Below are 16,899 nucleotides of genomic sequence, written 5' to 3'. Positions count from 1 at the left end.
TCCCAGGATCACTGCAAGCCGCCCCCATTGCGATAACTGTGGCTAGACGGATGTATCATTATCCCCTCCGCACGGATTATCGCCTAAATGATACCACCATTTATTTTTGCTTAGGTAATGATCGCTAGCACCCTATAAATAAGGATGGTCGTGGCGTACCTGCAAAATGGCTTTCCCTTTCAGGCATGCGGGGAACGTACCGGATGAGAAGTTATGTTATTGTCAAAGAACGGTCGAGGACGTGTCCCTCTACCATCCTTTTCATTTTTGAGGTCAAACCGGACCCTTCTTTCAAAAAAAAATCGAAAATAAAAAAAAACAGCACCAAACTCGAAATAGAGCTTGGTGCTGCGACAATTTATTAATGGGCAATTTAATTGAATTGAGGTTAGAACTAAATTTAGGTTAAGTCTACATTTTCAGCAGCTTTAGCTAAGGGTTAATGAGGGTTCACTTGCCATTGCAAGTGATTGATGATCATAGCCAAGAAAGTGAAAGACCACCTATCAAAGGTGGCCTTTCATATAACAACTCATATGACTTAATGGGTTCGCTTTAAATTTTCAATATAATCCATAATCCGAGCATGTTTAACGAATGGCGGAATAATCGGCTTATCATCAGGAGTAATAGCGTAAGTAAGCCAGTCATCTTCTTCTAATTCCCATGCATTTTTTATTTTAATATGTTTTTTCAGGATATGATAGTCAAATAACAATTCTGGCCTCTGGTTCTTGGGATTTATATAAGCAGGAAGTATAATGTATTTCCATGTTGACTCTACCTTTTTTAGGGCACTTTCGAAATTTCTAAGATTAAAATCATTGTCAACATCCATTGTATGAAACCTTGAAAGAACAGTAATCAATCCAGCTTTTTGCGAATCTAATGAGTTCTCAAGATTTGCGGTTAATATCGCCTTATAAAAGAAGGGATTTTTATTATCAATTCCTTTTATTATTCCAACTCGTATTTTATCATTTTCATCAGCCTTACCCACTAAGGTATGCCATTGTTTGAAAATCGAAATAGCTGCTTCTTTATTATTAAATGCTAAAGCTAATAAAGGAGGCCCATTATCATTAGTCCAACCAAAGAAAATTCCTTTCCACTGTGCCCTGTTCCATAATGGTATATTTATTATTTTTGTAATTTCAATGTCTTTTTGACTTACTGATTCAGTATCAAACTTCTCCTTATTATCCGACTTTCCACGGTTTATTTTTTTCTTATCTGTCTGGCCTACATCCAACTTATCTAACTGAAATCTAATTGTGCTATCTCGTATTAACGGATAATTATTCCCCTCAGGATTTAGCCATTTATTAAAGAGAGCATATTCTTACCGAATAAATCAGCAATGATAAAAATACTGCTTGTAAAATTCAATGATCTTTCGAAAGCTTGATCCTCAATTATCAGTTTTTCAAGCTGCTCTGTATTTCTAAACATTATTATTTGAGCAATAAATGCCGCAAAGAAATTAAGAATAAACTGTTTAGTTTGTTGCTGCGCTTCAAAAAATTCTTCCTCACCAAAATCAGAGCAAGTAATAGTGAATATAGGTTCAATATCACTGGGTTCATTTTTGAAGTCAAGATGGTATTTTACCGACTCAACATATTTAACTTTAATCGTTGCTCGGGGAATCATCCCTACCAATCCATCTAAAATAGCCGTTGCAAGGAAGCTTTCGATTGCAGCTAATATACTTTCGGCTAATTCGATGCATGGAAATTTGGCATCTGATTCAATATTAATCAGACATCCCATTATTTTTGAAGAAAAATACTGGGTGCCATCGATAACAAATATCGGTATATCCGGTATTTGCTCTTTTGCTGGTTGGTTATACCATTGCTGCATAAATTCTTCTATAGACTTTTTATCATCGTTGTAAGATTTCTGAATCTCTTCATCTATATAGCCTAGTGCATATTTCAATCCAATGGCAGCCATATGAAGACCTTCATGATCTAATACATCTGGTAATGATGCAAGTGAGTGGAGATCCTCAAAAGATGTTCTTAAAAGAAGCATTCCCAATATTGCATCGTATAAGTTGATATCATCGATTTCGTTTAGTCTCGTTGCATCGTAACCACTTGATATTAGGAGACCTTTTACCAGTCGATCTAACTTATACCATTCTAGCGAATGAGGAATTCTCCCATGCCGAAGTTCAATCATCTTTAGTTCGGTAGAACAACCAACTAATAAGGGACTGACATTTCCAAACTTCATGTAATCAATAAAGGCGATAAAGAAAGCATTAAGGTAATAACCACGTCCCGCCCACAATAAGCCAGCTTTTTCACAAGCGTGAGCCATTAAAGTCATTGCCAACAAGTACTCATTTTTACTCTCATCTTTATATAATTTTTGGAGGGCACGACCAATATAACGTATAGCGCTATATGGTTTTGATTCAATTAGTTGCTCTCCTCGTTTTAAGAGTAATTTTGCAGAAACTAATTCTTGTTTTCTGCTGCTTGAAGCTGAAATTATTGTATCAAATAAGGAATCATATTGGGGACTATCCTTTAAATTTGGGCTAACATTCATAATCAATTCAGAAAGTGTATCAAGGCTAAAATCAAGAACCCCATCACAATCATTAATGATCTGCGTTAGTTCATCAACTAACTCATCGACATTATCCCCAAGCATTAATTTTACAAAGACAAAGTTAGCCCTAGCTTCCAAAGCAGCATTAGGGCGTGTCTTATTGTCAATAAATCTTCTGTATTCTTCTATCAACGTTTTAGTGTGTACTTCAAACTTGCTTACTTCAAACTTGCCTCCAGTTATAGTATATAGATTCATCCATAGATTTGTTAATCGTTCAAGGTCAAAGAAATTATTACCATCAAGAATAATAGTTTCATATATACAATACTTTTCATAGAACAGATCGAACTTTTCATACCACCAATACAAAGTCCATGCCCATTGATAAGCACATTCTTTTTGCTGAATGATCGTTCCGTATTTATCTGAAAGCGCAATAGCTCTCTCAAAACGTCCCTTTGTAATATCAAACGACAGTTCTAGTTCCCTACTTAATATTGCTGCTTGTGTTGCATTCTCTACAAGAGCAATACTGTTTATTCCTTCAACGATGTATTGACTTATCTCTTTTTCTATTTTCTCCAACTCTGACTGACGTTTATAATCTAATGGGCCTACTTTCCGTTCATCAGCAAATGAATCTGAAAGCCCAAAAGACTCAACCGCTATTTGTTCACGATGGTTTGAAAACAGTTTATCCAATATCCATGATCTATCAAGCACTCTAGTTTCAATATTATATTGATTGGATAATTCGTCTTCTATAGCTGCTCGTTTCTTATCAGGAATATATTGATTGCTTATAAAAAAGATTTTTTTGTATTCTCTGGATGTGGAAACGATATTCTTAACATCTGATTTGATTTTGGATCTCCAGTCCCTTTTTGCACTTATCGCAAAAGCCCATCTTTCGGAAGATGCTTCTCTTCCTATACCACTAAACCATGATAAAGATAAATCATCGGATACCGGATATGTTTCCGAATCCACCTTACTATCTCCTCCTCCGGTTGGTCCAGTCTGAGGTAGAAGGTTTGGACATATTTCATGTTCTGCCATGCGTCTGCAGAATACCTCAAAATTCTTTTCTTGTCCTCTGCTTGTTAAGCTATCAAGATAAAAGTCAAATATTTCTCTATTTAAATTTGCTTTACGGATAATTGTAGAGTCGGAGTATTTTTCAGGTCTTTTAGCTTTTAAAAGCTCATATGGGGATATGGATTTTTTCATTACATCGCTCACCTCCAAACATTTTCTTTTCTCTTGCACATTATTTCTTTATTTTGGACTTCATTGAAATTTAATCTCTGGAAACTTTTCATCATAAGGGAAGTCGGGATCAAAAACTTCATCTGCTCTTGCTTTAATAACTTTTTTATTTCAGTAGAGAAGTAACCTAAATACACCATTCCATAAATTTTAACACGGCGAATCACAATTGGAAATATCAAACAAAAAGGAGGCGCAGAACCAAACCTGATCTGCTACCTCCTTATGCTCAATTTATACCATTTCTCCTACCTGCGGCAGGTGTCTTACTATGATTTCGCGAATACTTCGGATATGGAATTTTGTGAAGTACTTAACTAAAGCGTATTTGAAATATGAAGATAGCGAGGTAAATATGAAAAAATTCAAAGAATCTTACCCAGACCATATGTCGTATGATAACGAGACATACATAATGAATGAAGTACCTAATAAGCTGTTAACAAGCATGCCCAGTATCTTGATAAAGGGAGCTCGTTTGAAAATTGACTCTTACTCAGGACCGGGAAGACTTGTTAATGATTCAGTAATGGAAGTAATAGTGAATAAAATTGCAGAATATTCTTACGTTGAAAGAACAAAAAACTGGGGCTGGGATTATCTAATACGCGATCTTGAGAGAAATATTGATTCGCTCGGAGAAGTACCATTTGCAAGATTTATGGATGCAGTTAGTGATATCACGTTTAATTTTCTTGAAGCCTTTATAGTTGATGATCTTAACGAGATATTCGAATTTGTTAATTTCGGATATAGATTAAGTGACAATTTGGAAGAACCTTGGATATGTATCAATCACAATACTACAAAAACTATTGAAATTGAAAGTGTAGCAGAATTAACAAGAAAGCTGTGTAAGCAAACAGCTGATCATATAGAACAAGCAAAAGAACAATTAAAAAGATCTGAAAATCCAAGGGCAAGAAAAGATGCTATTAGAGACTGTTTATCAGCAATGGAAGCACTTATGAAGCGGATAACAGATACAAAAGATGTAAGTGGAGCCAATAATCATATGGTAAACAACCGTGAAGTATGGGGACCCAAAGTGATAGTGACAGAAGGTCATAAGCTATGGAAGTTATTTCATGAAGACTACACAGATATTAGACATGGTGATTTCGATATAAGTTCTATTACACTGGATGAATCAAGGTACTTTATTGATAGGATTTTATCTTATGTTATATACATTTCAAAAATTGCTTTGAAAGAACTAAACTAAGTTTTTCGAAGTAGTAGAGTCGGGCAGAAAATCTTGCAGGGCAAGATGGCGAAGCCATCAGGCAATTAAATTGTCTCAGTCTTTCGGATTCGTGAAGATACAACGTTATCAGGTATACTCGCGGGCACAAAAATACTTTGAATTTGAAATTTATTGAACTAACGTTCCGCTAACGAGTAACGTTAGTTCAATAACAACAGCGGCAGTCTAAGATTTTATTTTTCAAGTCTTGGTCTACCGCTGTTTGATTTTTCCAGTCTCAAACTTACAATTTGAAGACTAACGATTTTCAATCTCATCACCCTCAGTTTATAGCTTTATTTTCATATGACATTAATATACCGCTTCAATTCCACACCTTTGAAAGACTCATTGATACAAGATATATTGTAATTATCAGCTTCGTATATCTCGAAAAAAACAGATGCGTATATCTCGTTTTTCGCTTATCTTTTCAGCGCCTGGTTCGTATATCTTAGCTGAGAAAATTCAAGTTATGCGAAGTCAAAGCGACAAAAGCGAAGTGGGAAAAGTGGAGAACGCCTTGCGGGGAAAGGGATTCGGGCATTTCTGAAGGGGCAAAAAAAGGTTCGTATAATATTATGTTATGCGATGTCATTGGCCACTTCGAGTTAACCCCAAAACATTCCGTTATGCCCCTCGTCCACAATCTTTAACTGTGTTTCAAAATCTTCATTCGGATCTATATCATCTATGAAATGCCATTTCCCTTTACTGTCTTGCCAATATATTTTCCATTCATTCTCATCTAATCTGAACTGAGCTACTGACATCTGAACCCATTGATCGCTTTTGTATCCTTGTCTTTCTTCAATTAATGTCACGTGATTTCCTCTGATCTTGTAACAGATTCTAATCTGGCTTTTCACATGTTCTGGTACTGCATTTTGGGTGTATTTGTCCATGATTTTCATAATCCGCTTCTTCGTAAAATCATCCATAATTCTGTCTCTCCTGCTCTAATCGGTTTTGCTTTGATTATATCACGATGATTTCTCATAACGTTCCCGTATTTCTGACGTCCAAGCGGCTTAAGGCACAAAGTGCCGGGTCGTCAGACTTAGCCGATTGGATGTGGCGCCAGATTCTACTTCTCTGACATACTTCTTGGCGACCAAAGAGCGTCAGCGACGAAGCAGAAATGTTATGTTATAAGATGTTGGCGGCTTCTTGAACATCTAACATAATCTTCTTAAAATAAAAAGAGCCCTAACTTTATTGCTAGGGCTTTGGTGTCATTTATATATGTCTCCTCTAGGTCCTTTACGAACTACAAAGATGATTAATTCATTATTAAGAACCTCATAGATTATTCGATAATTTCCCACACGTAATCTATAGACTATCCCTTCTTTACCCTTCATTTTCTTTGTATTCGGATTGATAAATGGGTCATTAGATAATTCTTCAAGGGATATAAAGATTCTTCCTGCGGTAACTCGGTCTATTTTCCTAAGGTTCTTTTCAGCTTCACTTGAAAATGTGACTTTATATTTCAAGTTCACGTTTTAAATCCTCCAAGGATTTAGTCTGACCATTTTGATATTCAATACGCCCCTGTTCTATCGCTTGAATATCTTCAGGTGTCAGACTATCATCGTCTTCATCAAGCTGTTTTTCAAGTAACCATGATAAAAAGCTCTTTGCGACAACCTTATTTTTCTCATTTAAATTGCCTAATATGTTTTCCAATTCATCATTCGGGACACTCATCAACTGTACCCCCTTTTATTTAATCATTCTTATTATACCCCAATATATAAGGATGCTCCAGACATAGCTTTTTCACTACATCGATGTATTAACCTTCATTTATCCGCTCTTACGCCAATTACATCTAACGTTCTTGTATTCACGACTCAGCATATGCTGAGTATCCGGCAAATGCCGGATCAAGGACGAATGTCCGCAGTGTGAATATTATGTTATATGAAGTCCGTTTAGTTATTTAGCTTACCCAACAATTCTTCTACACTAGAAGTATTATTTTTTTTGTCCTTTGTTGTCCATGCCACAGTCATATTAAATTTCTTGAGCAATTGAATTAATTCGGTTATATCTTCAACTGTTCCATCAGTATAAACATATAATTTTCTTAGAGTTTTATCTTGAGGTTTTCTGTTTTTAGAGAGTTTTACTTCATGCTTTAACACTGTTTTATCGGCTTCATCTACTACTTTTAACTCGCTTATCAAGTCTCTATTTTTTCTTAATTCAGTAATTTTGTTGTCACGATTTATGATTTGAGGAATTCTACTATTAAGCTGTTCAAGAAATTCCATAAAATTAAAAGAACCTGAACTCGAATTTAGCTGTAACTCCTTTATCATAGCTTCTTTCAAGTCATCTTTTATGTAGACTTCAAACTGACCTTTACTGTGGTTACCATATACCTTTACAGGTTTTATAAGGTTAATATTTCTCATGTATATAAATAATTTGTCTTTTGAATCTTTATCTTCGTCTGATAAAAACATCATAAACAAAAATCTTCCTTTTCCAATTTCAGTTTCAAAGATCAATGTTTTATCATCCGATGCGATTGCTTCTGCATAAAGATTATTCAACTTGTTAAAATTAAATTGTGTTGTCATTTCTGTTCCTCTCATTCTTTAGGATTTCATATAACGTTCCCGCATTCACGAACCCGAGAGGCTTAAGACGACAAAGTCGCCAAGTGGCTCCGCCTCTTAGCCTCGCAGGGTTGTCCGCCTGCATCGGCATCCTCGAAATGCCTCGGGCGGACCAAGGAACGGCTTCAGCCGGACCGCTGCGTGAATATTTTGTTATCAGAAGTTGTTGCATTCTTCGAGTTACTTAATTGCGGGTTGCAGGTATATCATGATTTCTTCTACATTAATTATTACCAGATCTCCTACTGAGGCTACTCCTCTACCTACTACAAATCCACGCTTGTTTTTAATGATCTCATAGTATAGGTCTATCCTGTCACCTGGAGTAGCTTGACCAATCACTTCGACTCCTTTAAGTGAGGAAAGAAATCCTAAACTACTCTCTTCTGAAATAACTGCAAAAGCACCAAGCTGAGCCAATGCCTCTATTACCAATGTACTTGGCATTTCAGCATTCCTTTCATTAATATACCACTCATTACTTGAAACATTCTTATATCCCTTAGCCCATTTGTTTTTTTCGATTTCCAGTACTTTGTCAAGTAACAAAAACGGATACCTGTGAGGTAGAGTATCTTGAATATTTATCATCTATGAGACTCCTTTGTATTAAAATGCAACAACAATTTCTGGTAACGTTTGTTTATCTACGAACCCGAGAGGCTTAAGGGAGCAACGCGACCGGGTCCAACGGACTTAGCCTCGCAGGGTTATGAGCTGATTCAGCTTCTCTGCCTACCACTTCTCGCGAATAAGGGCCGAACGGTCCGAAGCGTAGATACGATGTTATCTGATGGAGATGCCATCTTCGAATTAATTTCAGTATCAGTCTATATGCCTGTTCAACAATGTTTTCTAACTCAATTTGTTCTTTGATACATCTTTTCAAGTATGGTATATTATATTTAATAAAGACCAAGTGCGCTAACACTTGGTCCATACAATTGGCTTGGATGGGTAATCCCTTCTTAGTCATTTACGATCGGAAACCCACCTTCGGCGGTCAACCTTAGGGTGGGTTTTTACTTTCTCTTGTTGTTATTATTAATGTAAGTTAAAAGTGCAAGAATGAATGATCCAAATAGGAACATAATCGTTAGTGCATCTTTCACTATCATGGCTTCACCTCCTTTCGAAGGGAAACCATGACCACTCAAGATTCAATTGTAGTTATATTTTACCTTTATATACATCTGCGTACAAGCGTTCTTATTATAACTTTGGATTTTTGATTCTAAATATGGTTTTAATACAATTGGTGGCCCTTTCAGATAAACGTTCCTGTATTCATGAACCCCAAAGGGGTTGTCTGCTGAAATGCCTCCTCGAAGTCCATTCCAGCAGACCAAGCTCCGTTAGGAGCGCAGCTTGAATATAATGTTATCAGATGTCAGTGCCTTCCTTGATTTACTCAACGTCAATTTTTGTTTAACTCCTTTGTCAGTATTATTTCCAGAGGTTCATTCTCAAGCATTAGACATCCAGCATCTCTATATCCAAGCTTTCTATAAAAATGTTGAGCTTCTTCATTTGAAAGTGTTGAGGTCATAACCATTTCAAATCCTTTTTGTTTCATCAATTCTTCCCAATAGTGGACAACTTTTTTACCAATACCTGTTCCTCTATACTCCTCATCTATCCATATCATATTCATAAATGGTGTGTTGTCCCAAAAAAATCCATATCTCATCCAACCTATTTCTTGATCGAATTCTCTGATTATTAGAATTTCATTTTCTTTTATTTTTGCTCTTATAAGAGTCTTATGTATGTGCTTGTCTCTTAACGAGATATACTCATAATCTGATTCAATCGCAAAATCAATCTTCATTGTAGATCCTCCTATTTCACTCTCATTGAATATCTGCTTGGCTAACACTTAGCACTGATTTCTGATAACGTTCTTACATTCACGACGCCTCACCACCTTAAGGCACCGGTGGTGCCGGCCGCGACGCGGTTAGGTGGTGCAGGTGTGTCCGCCTGATCCAGCCCCCCTGCTAATCTATCGGGCGACCGAGAGCCGAATGGCCTGATGCGTGAATGTCGTGTTATCAGAAGTCAATGCCTTCTTCGAAATGCCGAAACAAGATATCAATCTCTTTACTATCTGAAATGCCTTGTTTAACGGCTAAGAACGATAATAATGAAATTGATTCGTTAGATTCATTGGCGGCAAAAATTTTATGATGACCATCAATAAGATAATGTGTAAGACACCAATGTTTTGTAATCTCTTTGTTTTCATATCCATCTGCAGGTTCTTTAACATCAAGTATTGAAAGAGCAATTGCAGTAGGTTTATTGCCCAAAGAAATGCTAGACATATATTCTTCTACAGTGTCATAATCTAACCATCCTTGCGGAAACATAGGAACAATAAACTCATAAATACCATTACTCCTGACTGTTTTGCTTGTCCCACGGTAATATTGGATCATGGGGTTGTGTGGTAATCCCCAAAAACCATCAATCCCCCACAAATCAACTTGCTCACTGGCAAAATAATCATTTTCTGAACCAAGTTTTACAAGAGCGGGCTTCACCTCAAATAGCGAAACGATATATTCATCGTTAGGAATAATTTGAGCCAAATCATTTAACAATTTCTTCTCAATCGAGGAAATACCTAATTTTAGTTCAGCATTCAATTTTGCCGCTGAGACTTTTTGATTGGCACCACCAAGTCTTTCAAAGAAGAAACTGCATGTACCACATATGTTTCCTATATGATAGGCCTGTTTTCCGTCTATACATAAATATCTATCCCACACTTTCCATTGACACCCGCCAGTAGTCTCAAAGGTAATTATGGATTTCGAATTTGTTATCTCTAAAGAAACTCTCTGTGAGATTAACTTCAATGGGTATCACCTCATCCATCCTTCATCGATTTCTGATAACGTTAACGTATTCACGACGTCCGACGGAGTCGGTGTGTCTGGCCGATTTCTACCTCTCCGCCCCCCTCAGCCGGACCGAGGGCGTAAGCCCAATGCATGAATATTATGTTATGTGATGCCTGTGCCTTCTCGAATACGCTTCAAAATATCTACAATTTTCAAGCCTTCCATATCCTTTATTTGAACCCCATAGATCTCATATATTTTTCTAAACTTTTCATCTAACATCTCGTTCGTCCAACAAAAATCATGCATTAAGGTTTTATCACTTACAAACATTTCATAGTAATCCATTTCAATAATTCTTTAAAAAAATGAACTGCTTCGTTCTCATAACGATCCATCCGTTCTGTGCTTACAAAAGTTAGTTGAACCTTCTGACCAGGTCTAGGCAGAATCTGACCCTCTGATTTATGCTTATCAAATTTTTCTTTTAGCTTTAGATATGCTTCTCCTTTTGAATGCCTTGCCCATCTCCATTCATCCAGTACCAATTAATTATTCTTGCTTCCCAAGGATACATGGTGAGGTTGGAGTCTGAAAGATCCAGTATCTGTTGTTGCCTAAATTCAATTGGGTAGTCTTGTAAATCCCATTTGTTTTTTGTGAATGAGAATAAAAACTTGTACATTCTTTTAATTGGTCTTGTAAATTTTGAGAGTCGATTCAATGATTTATTCTCCTTCTTTCAAGTTTTGCACAGGCTTCACATAACGTTCTTGTATCTGCGAACCCGAGAGGCTTAAGGGAGCGCCAGCGACCGAGTCCCACGGACTTAGCCTCGCAGGGTTGTCTGCGGAGATCGCGCATCTTCGAAAATTCCGCGGCAGACCAAGGAGCGAATTCGACGCGGCGTAGATACTATGTTATACGTAGTTACTGCTCTGCTTTGAAAGGCTGCTGAATTCCAACTTTATTAGTTCTAACTTTTTTGCTTGTTTAAATGCTCTTACTAAAAATTCTTCAAAAGACAGGTTAAGATAATCCCAGTTCATCGCTTCAATAGAGGTGGGTCCTGAATAATCAGCCTCTACTATTTTTCGCATAATTACAGCCCAGTCAAGCGTGCCATCAAAAGGCAATCCATGTTGAGCGTAGCTTCCGTTATTATCATGCAGGTGCGTAGCTTTTAATCGTTCACCGTATACGGACAAAAAATCATATTCTGGATAATATCGATAGTGGTGACTTACATCGTAACAAAAACCGACTTGCGGCGAATCCACTTCGTTCAATACGTGTGTCAAGTTTGTTAAATTCCATAAGTTCTCTAAAGCAAGGCTAACTCCTCGCTGTTCCGCTCTGTCCACAATGTATTTAAATCTATCCATAGCAAAAGGGTTATGTATATGTTTTTCATCCGGAAGATGTATGACTATTGTTGGTATTTCTAGATTCGAACAGTCTTCAATACATTCCAAGTAGCAATTGACCAAAGCTTCACCCGCCAAATTAGCTAACCAAAGATCATTTTGATATTCGATAGGGGCATGAATGTTTTCAATCGTTAGCCCCGCTTCTCGTGCAAGTCGTGCTCCGCTTCGATATTCTCCACGACCAAATCCTTCACTCCACCACAGCATCACACCATCAAAACCTGCTTTCTTGATCAAGCGATATCGTTCTTCAATAGGCAGTTCATATCCGAACCAATCATAGATACTAATCATATTAAACGCTCCTTTTCTCTTAAGTTATGATTTCATGTTCTTTAAGTTTACCTGATAAAGTAAAAGTGCTGATTTTCGCTTTGAGTAATTACGTATAACGTTGTTGTGTTCACGACGTCCCACCGACTTAAGGCACCGAAGGTGCCGGGCGCGATGCGCTTAGTCGGTGCAGATGTGTCCGGCCAATGCTTCCCTGAAACCCCTATGCCGGACCGAGGGGCTTGTCCACTGATGCGCGAACACTGTGTTAGACAAATTTATCTCTCCTTGATCTACTTCCAAATCTCTGATCTTGAACCTCGTCATATTCTTGTTTTATTCTTCTAATCCCACAATAATAGTTTTTCCAAAGAAAGTTTATTTGTTCCCTCTCCTTATATTAGAATTATAATCCAAAGCGATCTGTCCCCGCACTTTAAATATTCGCAAAGAAAAAGTCGCGATCCCGAAGTGAATTCATACCTCCGACTAACTCGCGACTACTGTGTTTATGCTTTATTAAATTAGGATCTTGATTACTATCAATAGAAAGTCGCCTCTTCTAAAGTCGGCATCCTTATGCTATCTTTTCACGTTAGCTCAATGACCTTAGTCATTTGGAATTAATCTATTGGATCAATTTTTTACGGAATGAGAATTTTACATATTCTATCTCAGGAAGACAAGATAGTCGGCAAGTTTATCGAAAGTCCCCTCAAGATCTTGTTGGAGCTTTGGAGCCATGCCGTTGTATGATTCTTGTTCCTCAGCAGAAGCGTTCATAGGGTAACCTTTCAGTTGTAAGACAGTTTTACCTTTGCTATCTTTAAACGTTATGATATTCAAAATTTCAAGAGGCCAACTCGTGCTAAATGGCGCTCGGATCGTGTTGCCTTGCTCATCGGAAAAGGATTGGATATAAGTAACTTTCTCAGGGTCGACAACCTCTTGGTACTCAAATTTTCTCCACATAACTAGATTTCCGTCAGGAGACGTCTGAAAACTTAACAATGCACCACCTGATTGAGCGTCCATTTTAACGACTTCGAGGGTGGACCCCTTTGGTCCCCACCATTTCGCGAAATGCTCAAGCTCTGTCCATGCTTTAAATACGAGTTCGCGAGGGGCATTGAATACACGCGTAATTTCAAACGATTGATTTAGATTATTCCCCATGAAAATCCTCCTTCTTTATTTCACAGTTCAAAGATACTAGTTTCTGTTTAATATCTTTACCTTTAGAACTTATAGATGCACTAACAGAGAATTTCGTCTAACGTTTTGTATTGACGACGTCCTGGCCCCTTAGAGTTGCTGCTTATAGTTGTGAGGCTTGCCGAACACCTAATGCAGTGACATCCCGACGGGCTTAGGGGGTTGGATGTGGTCACTCGCTTCTCAGAGTGACCCGGAGCGTCAATATGGTGTTAGCCGAAGGAAGTTCTGGAAGCAGCCATTGTATTTAAGGCGTTCTCAAAATAGCTATATACTTCATCTGCAATTCCCAGAAACTCTTCAACAAGTACATTACTATCAACGTAACAAGCATACAGATAATCAACTAAAGCGGAGTCAATCTCACAATAGTTTAATATGGCATTCTTCATCTTAATAATGTCATCTTGCCATACACCTGTATCTACTAAAACCAAAGAGTATAATGCACGAATTAATCTCTTAGAATAACCTTTAATATATCTAGTTTTCATTGTGTTATCACTAACATTAGAAAGTAAACTATGTATACGATCTACTTCCTCCTTGGTCTCTGTATTTAAGTCTAAAATGAACTCTGGAGAAATAATTATGGGTGGTACTTTTTCACCAACGTCATCACCATATATGCAAACACAAACTATCTTAACCCAAAAACCCCACTCATTTGGTTTACTTAATACATCGTCAATCGAGCAAATTATCGTATCAATCTTAGTTACTACTGGATATTCTTCCAAAAGCCTGTCTTTAATATTTGACAATCTTTCGTAATCAATATCTTTGGGATTTACACATACAATAGTAAAGTCTGCATCTGACTTAAAAGGTTTAGCAGTTCCCTTTGGAATCGAGCCACACATATAAATGCTATGAATCTTAGCTTTAAATTCGGTAAGTATATTATCTAAATACTTATCAACAAAATCCTTATATTCACTTTGTATTACAATTCTACTTATAACTTTTTTTAATATCATATAGACTCCTCCCAAACTAAGAACTTCTTTCGGCTAACGTTCCTGTATTCACGACGCGAGCCAGCCTTAGATAGCTCTTATCTTAGGCCGGCTCGTGTGTCGTCTGAGTCATCTTCCATGATTATACATCGGACGACCAAGGGGTGTAAGCCCCCGCAGCGTGAATATTATGTTATGGGATGTACCGGCTTCCTGAGTATACTTACAATCTATCACTTCTGTATTCGTTAAAATAATTATCTATTGTGTCTCTGACATTTCGTAAATTCTTATTACTTTATCCTATTCGATCCTTACTTCTATGTTGCTTTCCCATGTCCCCTGATCGTGAAGGATTCTCTACTAATCGCTCCAGTGCTAAAGGCAATAAAAAATCTAAAACTATTTTGTTGTATTGTTAATAGTCTTGGATCTTCAAAATTGAACTCATTTAAAGGTTTCTTTCTTTCGAGGGTTTTAGTTATATCCGCATGCTTCATGAATTCACTTCCTCTTTAAATAAGTTCCCGGTATTTCACATGAATTTTGTTATGTGAAATAACTGTCTTCCTGAATCTTCTTTCACATGATTATTCTCCATGTAGAATGCATTGAAATCTTTCAACACCAGGGTATTTCTCCCCTAAACTCATGATTTCAAATCCAATATTTCTATAAAAATTGACTGCATCTTTATGTGTTTCTGCTATCATCTTGTTTATTTTATTCTTCATTATATATTCATTAATCATGTCTCTTCCTATTCCTTGCCTCCTATAATCAGTTCGAATCGCTATATGTTTCAGCTCAACTTCCTTTGTCGAAAGATGTATTAGTCCTATTAGCCCTATAAGCTCATTATTCATGAATCTCCCATAAAGTTTCCTTGAGTCATCCGCTTTGTACTTATTGAGTTCTTGAAGTATTCTTTCATTATCTGGCCACATACACTCGGCCAATAAGTAGCTTACTTCAGTTTCATGATATTCTTTCAAATCGATCATATTGACATCTCCAAACATAGAATGTTTATTTGGTTTGGGTTGTATTGCTCTACAGGTATTTCACATAACGTTCCCGTATCCACGACGTCCCACCGACTTAAGCGACCAATGGGAGCGGCCGCAATGCGGTTAGTCGGTGCGGATGTGTCCGCTGATTCTACTTCCCTGCCAGTCGCTTCTCGCGGACCGAGGGCCGAGAGGCCCGAAGCGTGGATATGATGTTATGTGTAGTTGACAAACCTAGAATCCACTTTCAAAATAAGCAATTATCTTGTTTCCTATGTAGTTGTTAAAGTCCTTGAACTCATTCTTATAGTAACAATCCTAATAACTAATTACTCTTTGTTTCATTCTATTATAAAATACGGGGTTGTCTTTAAAGAATTCTATATACTTCACTCGTTCGATCTTATCAAGATTACTATTGATTTCAAAAAGTATCTCAATTACATATTCTCCAACTAGTTGGCTAATATATGGTATAATCCATGCTTCACTGCTTTTAATCACGTTCTTCAAATTGCATTTCGAAATTATACGAGTCACTTAAATTAGTTTTAAGTTTCAATTTGGTATTAATACTTGATATATCTTCTGAAAGGAATGCAGGAAATAAACAGGGTTTGATATTATACTCCATCACATCACCGACTTCAGAATTATTATTTAATAGGTTTTAGTCAATTACACATAACGTTCTTTGCATTCACGACGCGACCCAGCCTTAGATAGCTCTTATCTTAGGCTGGATCGTGTGTTGTCTGAGCTACTTCCATGATTATTCATCTGACAACCAAGGGGCGTAATCCCCGCAGCGTAAATACAATGTTATGTGAAGTACGTGACTTCATGAATTCTCATTCAAAAATCCATTTTTCTCCATAACCATCATTATATCTGCCAGGGGTTTGATCATGGATATTATTAATTGTCTTAACAGCTCTGTACCATGCCACATGCTCATTACTGTCTTTAGTATATGTTATCTTAAATAAAATGTTGTGATTGCTAACTTCATAGTTAAATGGTGTTGTAAAGTCCTGTTCTTTTAATTTTTCTATAGTTAATACATGACCGCCGCGAGATTCAATTATTTTGTGTATTTCCTTCTTTAAATTATCCTCATGTAAATTAGATATGACAAAAATAATCGGAATGCAGATAAGCATAGTTATTACTATTATTCCAACTACTATTCTCTTCTTCTTCCTAAGCATGACAGCTAGTATAATGCCTGAGAGTAATACAAATAAAAAAATGAATAGTAAAATATTACTCGGGTATCCCATAGTTATTTCCTTTCTCAGGTATTTCACATAACGTTCCCGCATCTATGAAGTGACCCGGCCTTAGATAACTCTTATCTTAGGTCGGGTCGTGTGCTGTCTGAGTTAACGTCTATGAGCTTGCTTCTGACAACCAAGGGGCAAATGACCCGCAGCATAGATGC

19 protein-coding genes are annotated in these 16,899 nt (G+C 37.0%); 1 reads left to right on the top strand and 18 read right to left on the bottom strand.

Annotated features, from left to right (window positions below; genetic code table 11):
- Positions 1 to 541 precede the first annotated feature (541 nt).
- Both M4D81_RS17680 and M4D81_RS17675 read right to left on the bottom strand, forming a co-directional pair.
- A complete protein-coding gene (locus tag M4D81_RS17680; protein WP_260067519.1) occupies positions 542 to 1,252 on the bottom strand; it encodes a hypothetical protein in 711 nt (236 codons plus the stop codon).
- Positions 1,253 to 1,314: 62 nt separating this feature from the next.
- The gene (locus M4D81_RS17675; RefSeq protein ID WP_260067518.1) at positions 1,315 to 3,801 is read right to left on the bottom strand and encodes a hypothetical protein; all 2,487 of its coding nucleotides are present in this window, start codon (positions 3,799 to 3,801) and stop codon (positions 1,315 to 1,317) included.
- Between the two features lie 394 nt (positions 3,802 to 4,195).
- On the opposite strand from M4D81_RS17675, the gene M4D81_RS17670 reads away from it, so the two are divergent.
- On the top strand, positions 4,196 to 5,065 hold the full coding sequence (locus M4D81_RS17670) for a hypothetical protein (protein WP_174887716.1): 870 nt from the start codon (positions 4,196 to 4,198) through the stop codon (positions 5,063 to 5,065).
- Positions 5,066 to 5,697: 632 nt separating this feature from the next.
- Here the strand turns inward: M4D81_RS17670 and M4D81_RS17665 are convergent.
- The 16 genes from M4D81_RS17665 to M4D81_RS17590 all read right to left on the bottom strand — a co-directional run bounded on the left by M4D81_RS17665 (position 5,698) and on the right by M4D81_RS17590 (position 16,765).
- Positions 5,698 to 6,027, bottom strand: a complete 330-nt coding sequence (locus M4D81_RS17665) for a DUF3024 domain-containing protein (protein ID WP_260067517.1) — start codon at positions 6,025 to 6,027, stop codon at positions 5,698 to 5,700.
- 294 nt (positions 6,028 to 6,321) lie between these two features.
- On the bottom strand, positions 6,322 to 6,591 hold the full coding sequence (locus M4D81_RS17660; protein WP_260067516.1) for a type II toxin-antitoxin system RelE family toxin: 270 nt from the start codon (positions 6,589 to 6,591) through the stop codon (positions 6,322 to 6,324).
- Positions 6,575 to 6,799, bottom strand: a complete 225-nt coding sequence (locus M4D81_RS17655; protein ID WP_260067515.1) for a hypothetical protein — start codon at positions 6,797 to 6,799, stop codon at positions 6,575 to 6,577. The genes M4D81_RS17660 and M4D81_RS17655 overlap by 17 nt, the downstream gene beginning before the upstream one ends.
- Positions 6,800 to 7,026: 227 nt before the next feature.
- A complete protein-coding gene (locus M4D81_RS17650; RefSeq protein ID WP_260067514.1) occupies positions 7,027 to 7,680 on the bottom strand; it encodes a hypothetical protein in 654 nt (217 codons plus the stop codon).
- A 219-nt stretch (positions 7,681 to 7,899) separates the two neighbouring features.
- Positions 7,900 to 8,310, bottom strand: a complete 411-nt coding sequence (locus tag M4D81_RS17645; protein ID WP_260067513.1) for a 3-hydroxyacyl-ACP dehydratase FabZ family protein — start codon at positions 8,308 to 8,310, stop codon at positions 7,900 to 7,902.
- Positions 8,311 to 8,741: 431 nt separating this feature from the next.
- A complete protein-coding gene (gene comI / locus M4D81_RS17640) occupies positions 8,742 to 8,837 on the bottom strand; it encodes a competence inhibitor ComI (protein WP_260067512.1) in 96 nt (31 codons plus the stop codon).
- A 299-nt stretch (positions 8,838 to 9,136) separates the two neighbouring features.
- A complete protein-coding gene (locus M4D81_RS17635; RefSeq protein ID WP_260067511.1) occupies positions 9,137 to 9,550 on the bottom strand; it encodes a GNAT family N-acetyltransferase in 414 nt (137 codons plus the stop codon).
- A 223-nt stretch (positions 9,551 to 9,773) separates the two neighbouring features.
- Entirely contained in the window at positions 9,774 to 10,583 is an 810-nt protein-coding gene (locus tag M4D81_RS17630; RefSeq protein ID WP_260067510.1) for a hypothetical protein, read from the bottom strand.
- A 147-nt stretch (positions 10,584 to 10,730) separates the two neighbouring features.
- Entirely contained in the window at positions 10,731 to 10,916 is a 186-nt protein-coding gene (locus M4D81_RS17625; protein ID WP_260067509.1) for a hypothetical protein, read from the bottom strand.
- A gap of 145 nt (positions 10,917 to 11,061) precedes the next feature.
- The gene (locus tag M4D81_RS17620) at positions 11,062 to 11,292 is read right to left on the bottom strand and encodes a hypothetical protein (RefSeq protein WP_260067508.1); all 231 of its coding nucleotides are present in this window, start codon (positions 11,290 to 11,292) and stop codon (positions 11,062 to 11,064) included.
- Positions 11,293 to 11,488: 196 nt separating this feature from the next.
- Entirely contained in the window at positions 11,489 to 12,292 is an 804-nt protein-coding gene (locus M4D81_RS17615; protein ID WP_260067507.1) for a sugar phosphate isomerase/epimerase family protein, read from the bottom strand.
- A 648-nt stretch (positions 12,293 to 12,940) separates the two neighbouring features.
- Complete coding sequence (locus M4D81_RS17610) at positions 12,941 to 13,447, bottom strand: SRPBCC family protein (RefSeq protein WP_260067506.1); 507 nt, start codon at positions 13,445 to 13,447, stop codon at positions 12,941 to 12,943.
- Positions 13,448 to 13,698: 251 nt separating this feature from the next.
- A complete protein-coding gene (locus tag M4D81_RS17605; protein ID WP_260067505.1) occupies positions 13,699 to 14,466 on the bottom strand; it encodes a nucleotidyltransferase domain-containing protein in 768 nt (255 codons plus the stop codon).
- Positions 14,467 to 14,765: 299 nt separating this feature from the next.
- On the bottom strand, positions 14,766 to 14,945 hold the full coding sequence (locus M4D81_RS17600; protein WP_260067504.1) for a hypothetical protein: 180 nt from the start codon (positions 14,943 to 14,945) through the stop codon (positions 14,766 to 14,768).
- Between the two features lie 90 nt (positions 14,946 to 15,035).
- Complete coding sequence (locus M4D81_RS17595; RefSeq protein ID WP_260067503.1) at positions 15,036 to 15,449, bottom strand: GNAT family N-acetyltransferase; 414 nt, start codon at positions 15,447 to 15,449, stop codon at positions 15,036 to 15,038.
- An 857-nt stretch (positions 15,450 to 16,306) separates the two neighbouring features.
- Positions 16,307 to 16,765 carry a hypothetical protein gene (locus M4D81_RS17590; RefSeq protein ID WP_260067502.1) on the bottom strand — a complete coding sequence of 153 codons (459 nt, stop codon included), beginning with the start codon at positions 16,763 to 16,765 and terminating at the stop codon, positions 16,307 to 16,309.
- Positions 16,766 to 16,899: the final 134 nt, after the last annotated feature.

The sequence above is a fragment of the Paenibacillus sp. p3-SID867 genome (genome assembly GCF_025142895.1).
Lineage (GTDB): Bacteria > Bacillota > Bacilli > Paenibacillales > Paenibacillaceae > Paenibacillus_AQ.
This window is presented reverse-complemented; position numbering and strand designations above follow the sequence as displayed.

Bases quoted from the DNA above. Each gene is read 5' to 3' on its own strand.
- M4D81_RS17665 (WP_260067517.1), bottom strand. From the start codon at position 6,027: ATGGATGATTTTACGAAGAAGCGGATTATGAAAATCATGGACAAATAC.
- M4D81_RS17670 (WP_174887716.1), top strand. From the start codon at position 4,196: ATGAAAAAATTCAAAGAATCTTACCCAGACCATATGTCGTATGATAAC.
- comI (WP_260067512.1), bottom strand. From the start codon at position 8,837: ATGATAGTGAAAGATGCACTAACGATTATGTTCCTATTTGGATCATTC.
- M4D81_RS17595 (WP_260067503.1), bottom strand. From the start codon at position 15,449: ATGATCGATTTGAAAGAATATCATGAAACTGAAGTAAGCTACTTATTG.
- M4D81_RS17655 (WP_260067515.1), bottom strand. From the start codon at position 6,799: ATGAGTGTCCCGAATGATGAATTGGAAAACATATTAGGCAATTTAAAT.
- M4D81_RS17610 (WP_260067506.1), bottom strand. From the start codon at position 13,447: ATGGGGAATAATCTAAATCAATCGTTTGAAATTACGCGTGTATTCAAT.
- M4D81_RS17675 (WP_260067518.1), bottom strand. From the start codon at position 3,801: ATGAAAAAATCCATATCCCCATATGAGCTTTTAAAAGCTAAAAGACCT.
- M4D81_RS17635 (WP_260067511.1), bottom strand. From the start codon at position 9,550: ATGAAGATTGATTTTGCGATTGAATCAGATTATGAGTATATCTCGTTA.
- M4D81_RS17645 (WP_260067513.1), bottom strand. From the start codon at position 8,310: ATGATAAATATTCAAGATACTCTACCTCACAGGTATCCGTTTTTGTTA.
- M4D81_RS17625 (WP_260067509.1), bottom strand. From the start codon at position 10,916: ATGGATTACTATGAAATGTTTGTAAGTGATAAAACCTTAATGCATGAT.
- M4D81_RS17615 (WP_260067507.1), bottom strand. From the start codon at position 12,292: ATGATTAGTATCTATGATTGGTTCGGATATGAACTGCCTATTGAAGAA.
- M4D81_RS17650 (WP_260067514.1), bottom strand. From the start codon at position 7,680: ATGACAACACAATTTAATTTTAACAAGTTGAATAATCTTTATGCAGAA.
- M4D81_RS17605 (WP_260067505.1), bottom strand. From the start codon at position 14,466: ATGATATTAAAAAAAGTTATAAGTAGAATTGTAATACAAAGTGAATAT.
- M4D81_RS17600 (WP_260067504.1), bottom strand. From the start codon at position 14,945: ATGAAGCATGCGGATATAACTAAAACCCTCGAAAGAAAGAAACCTTTA.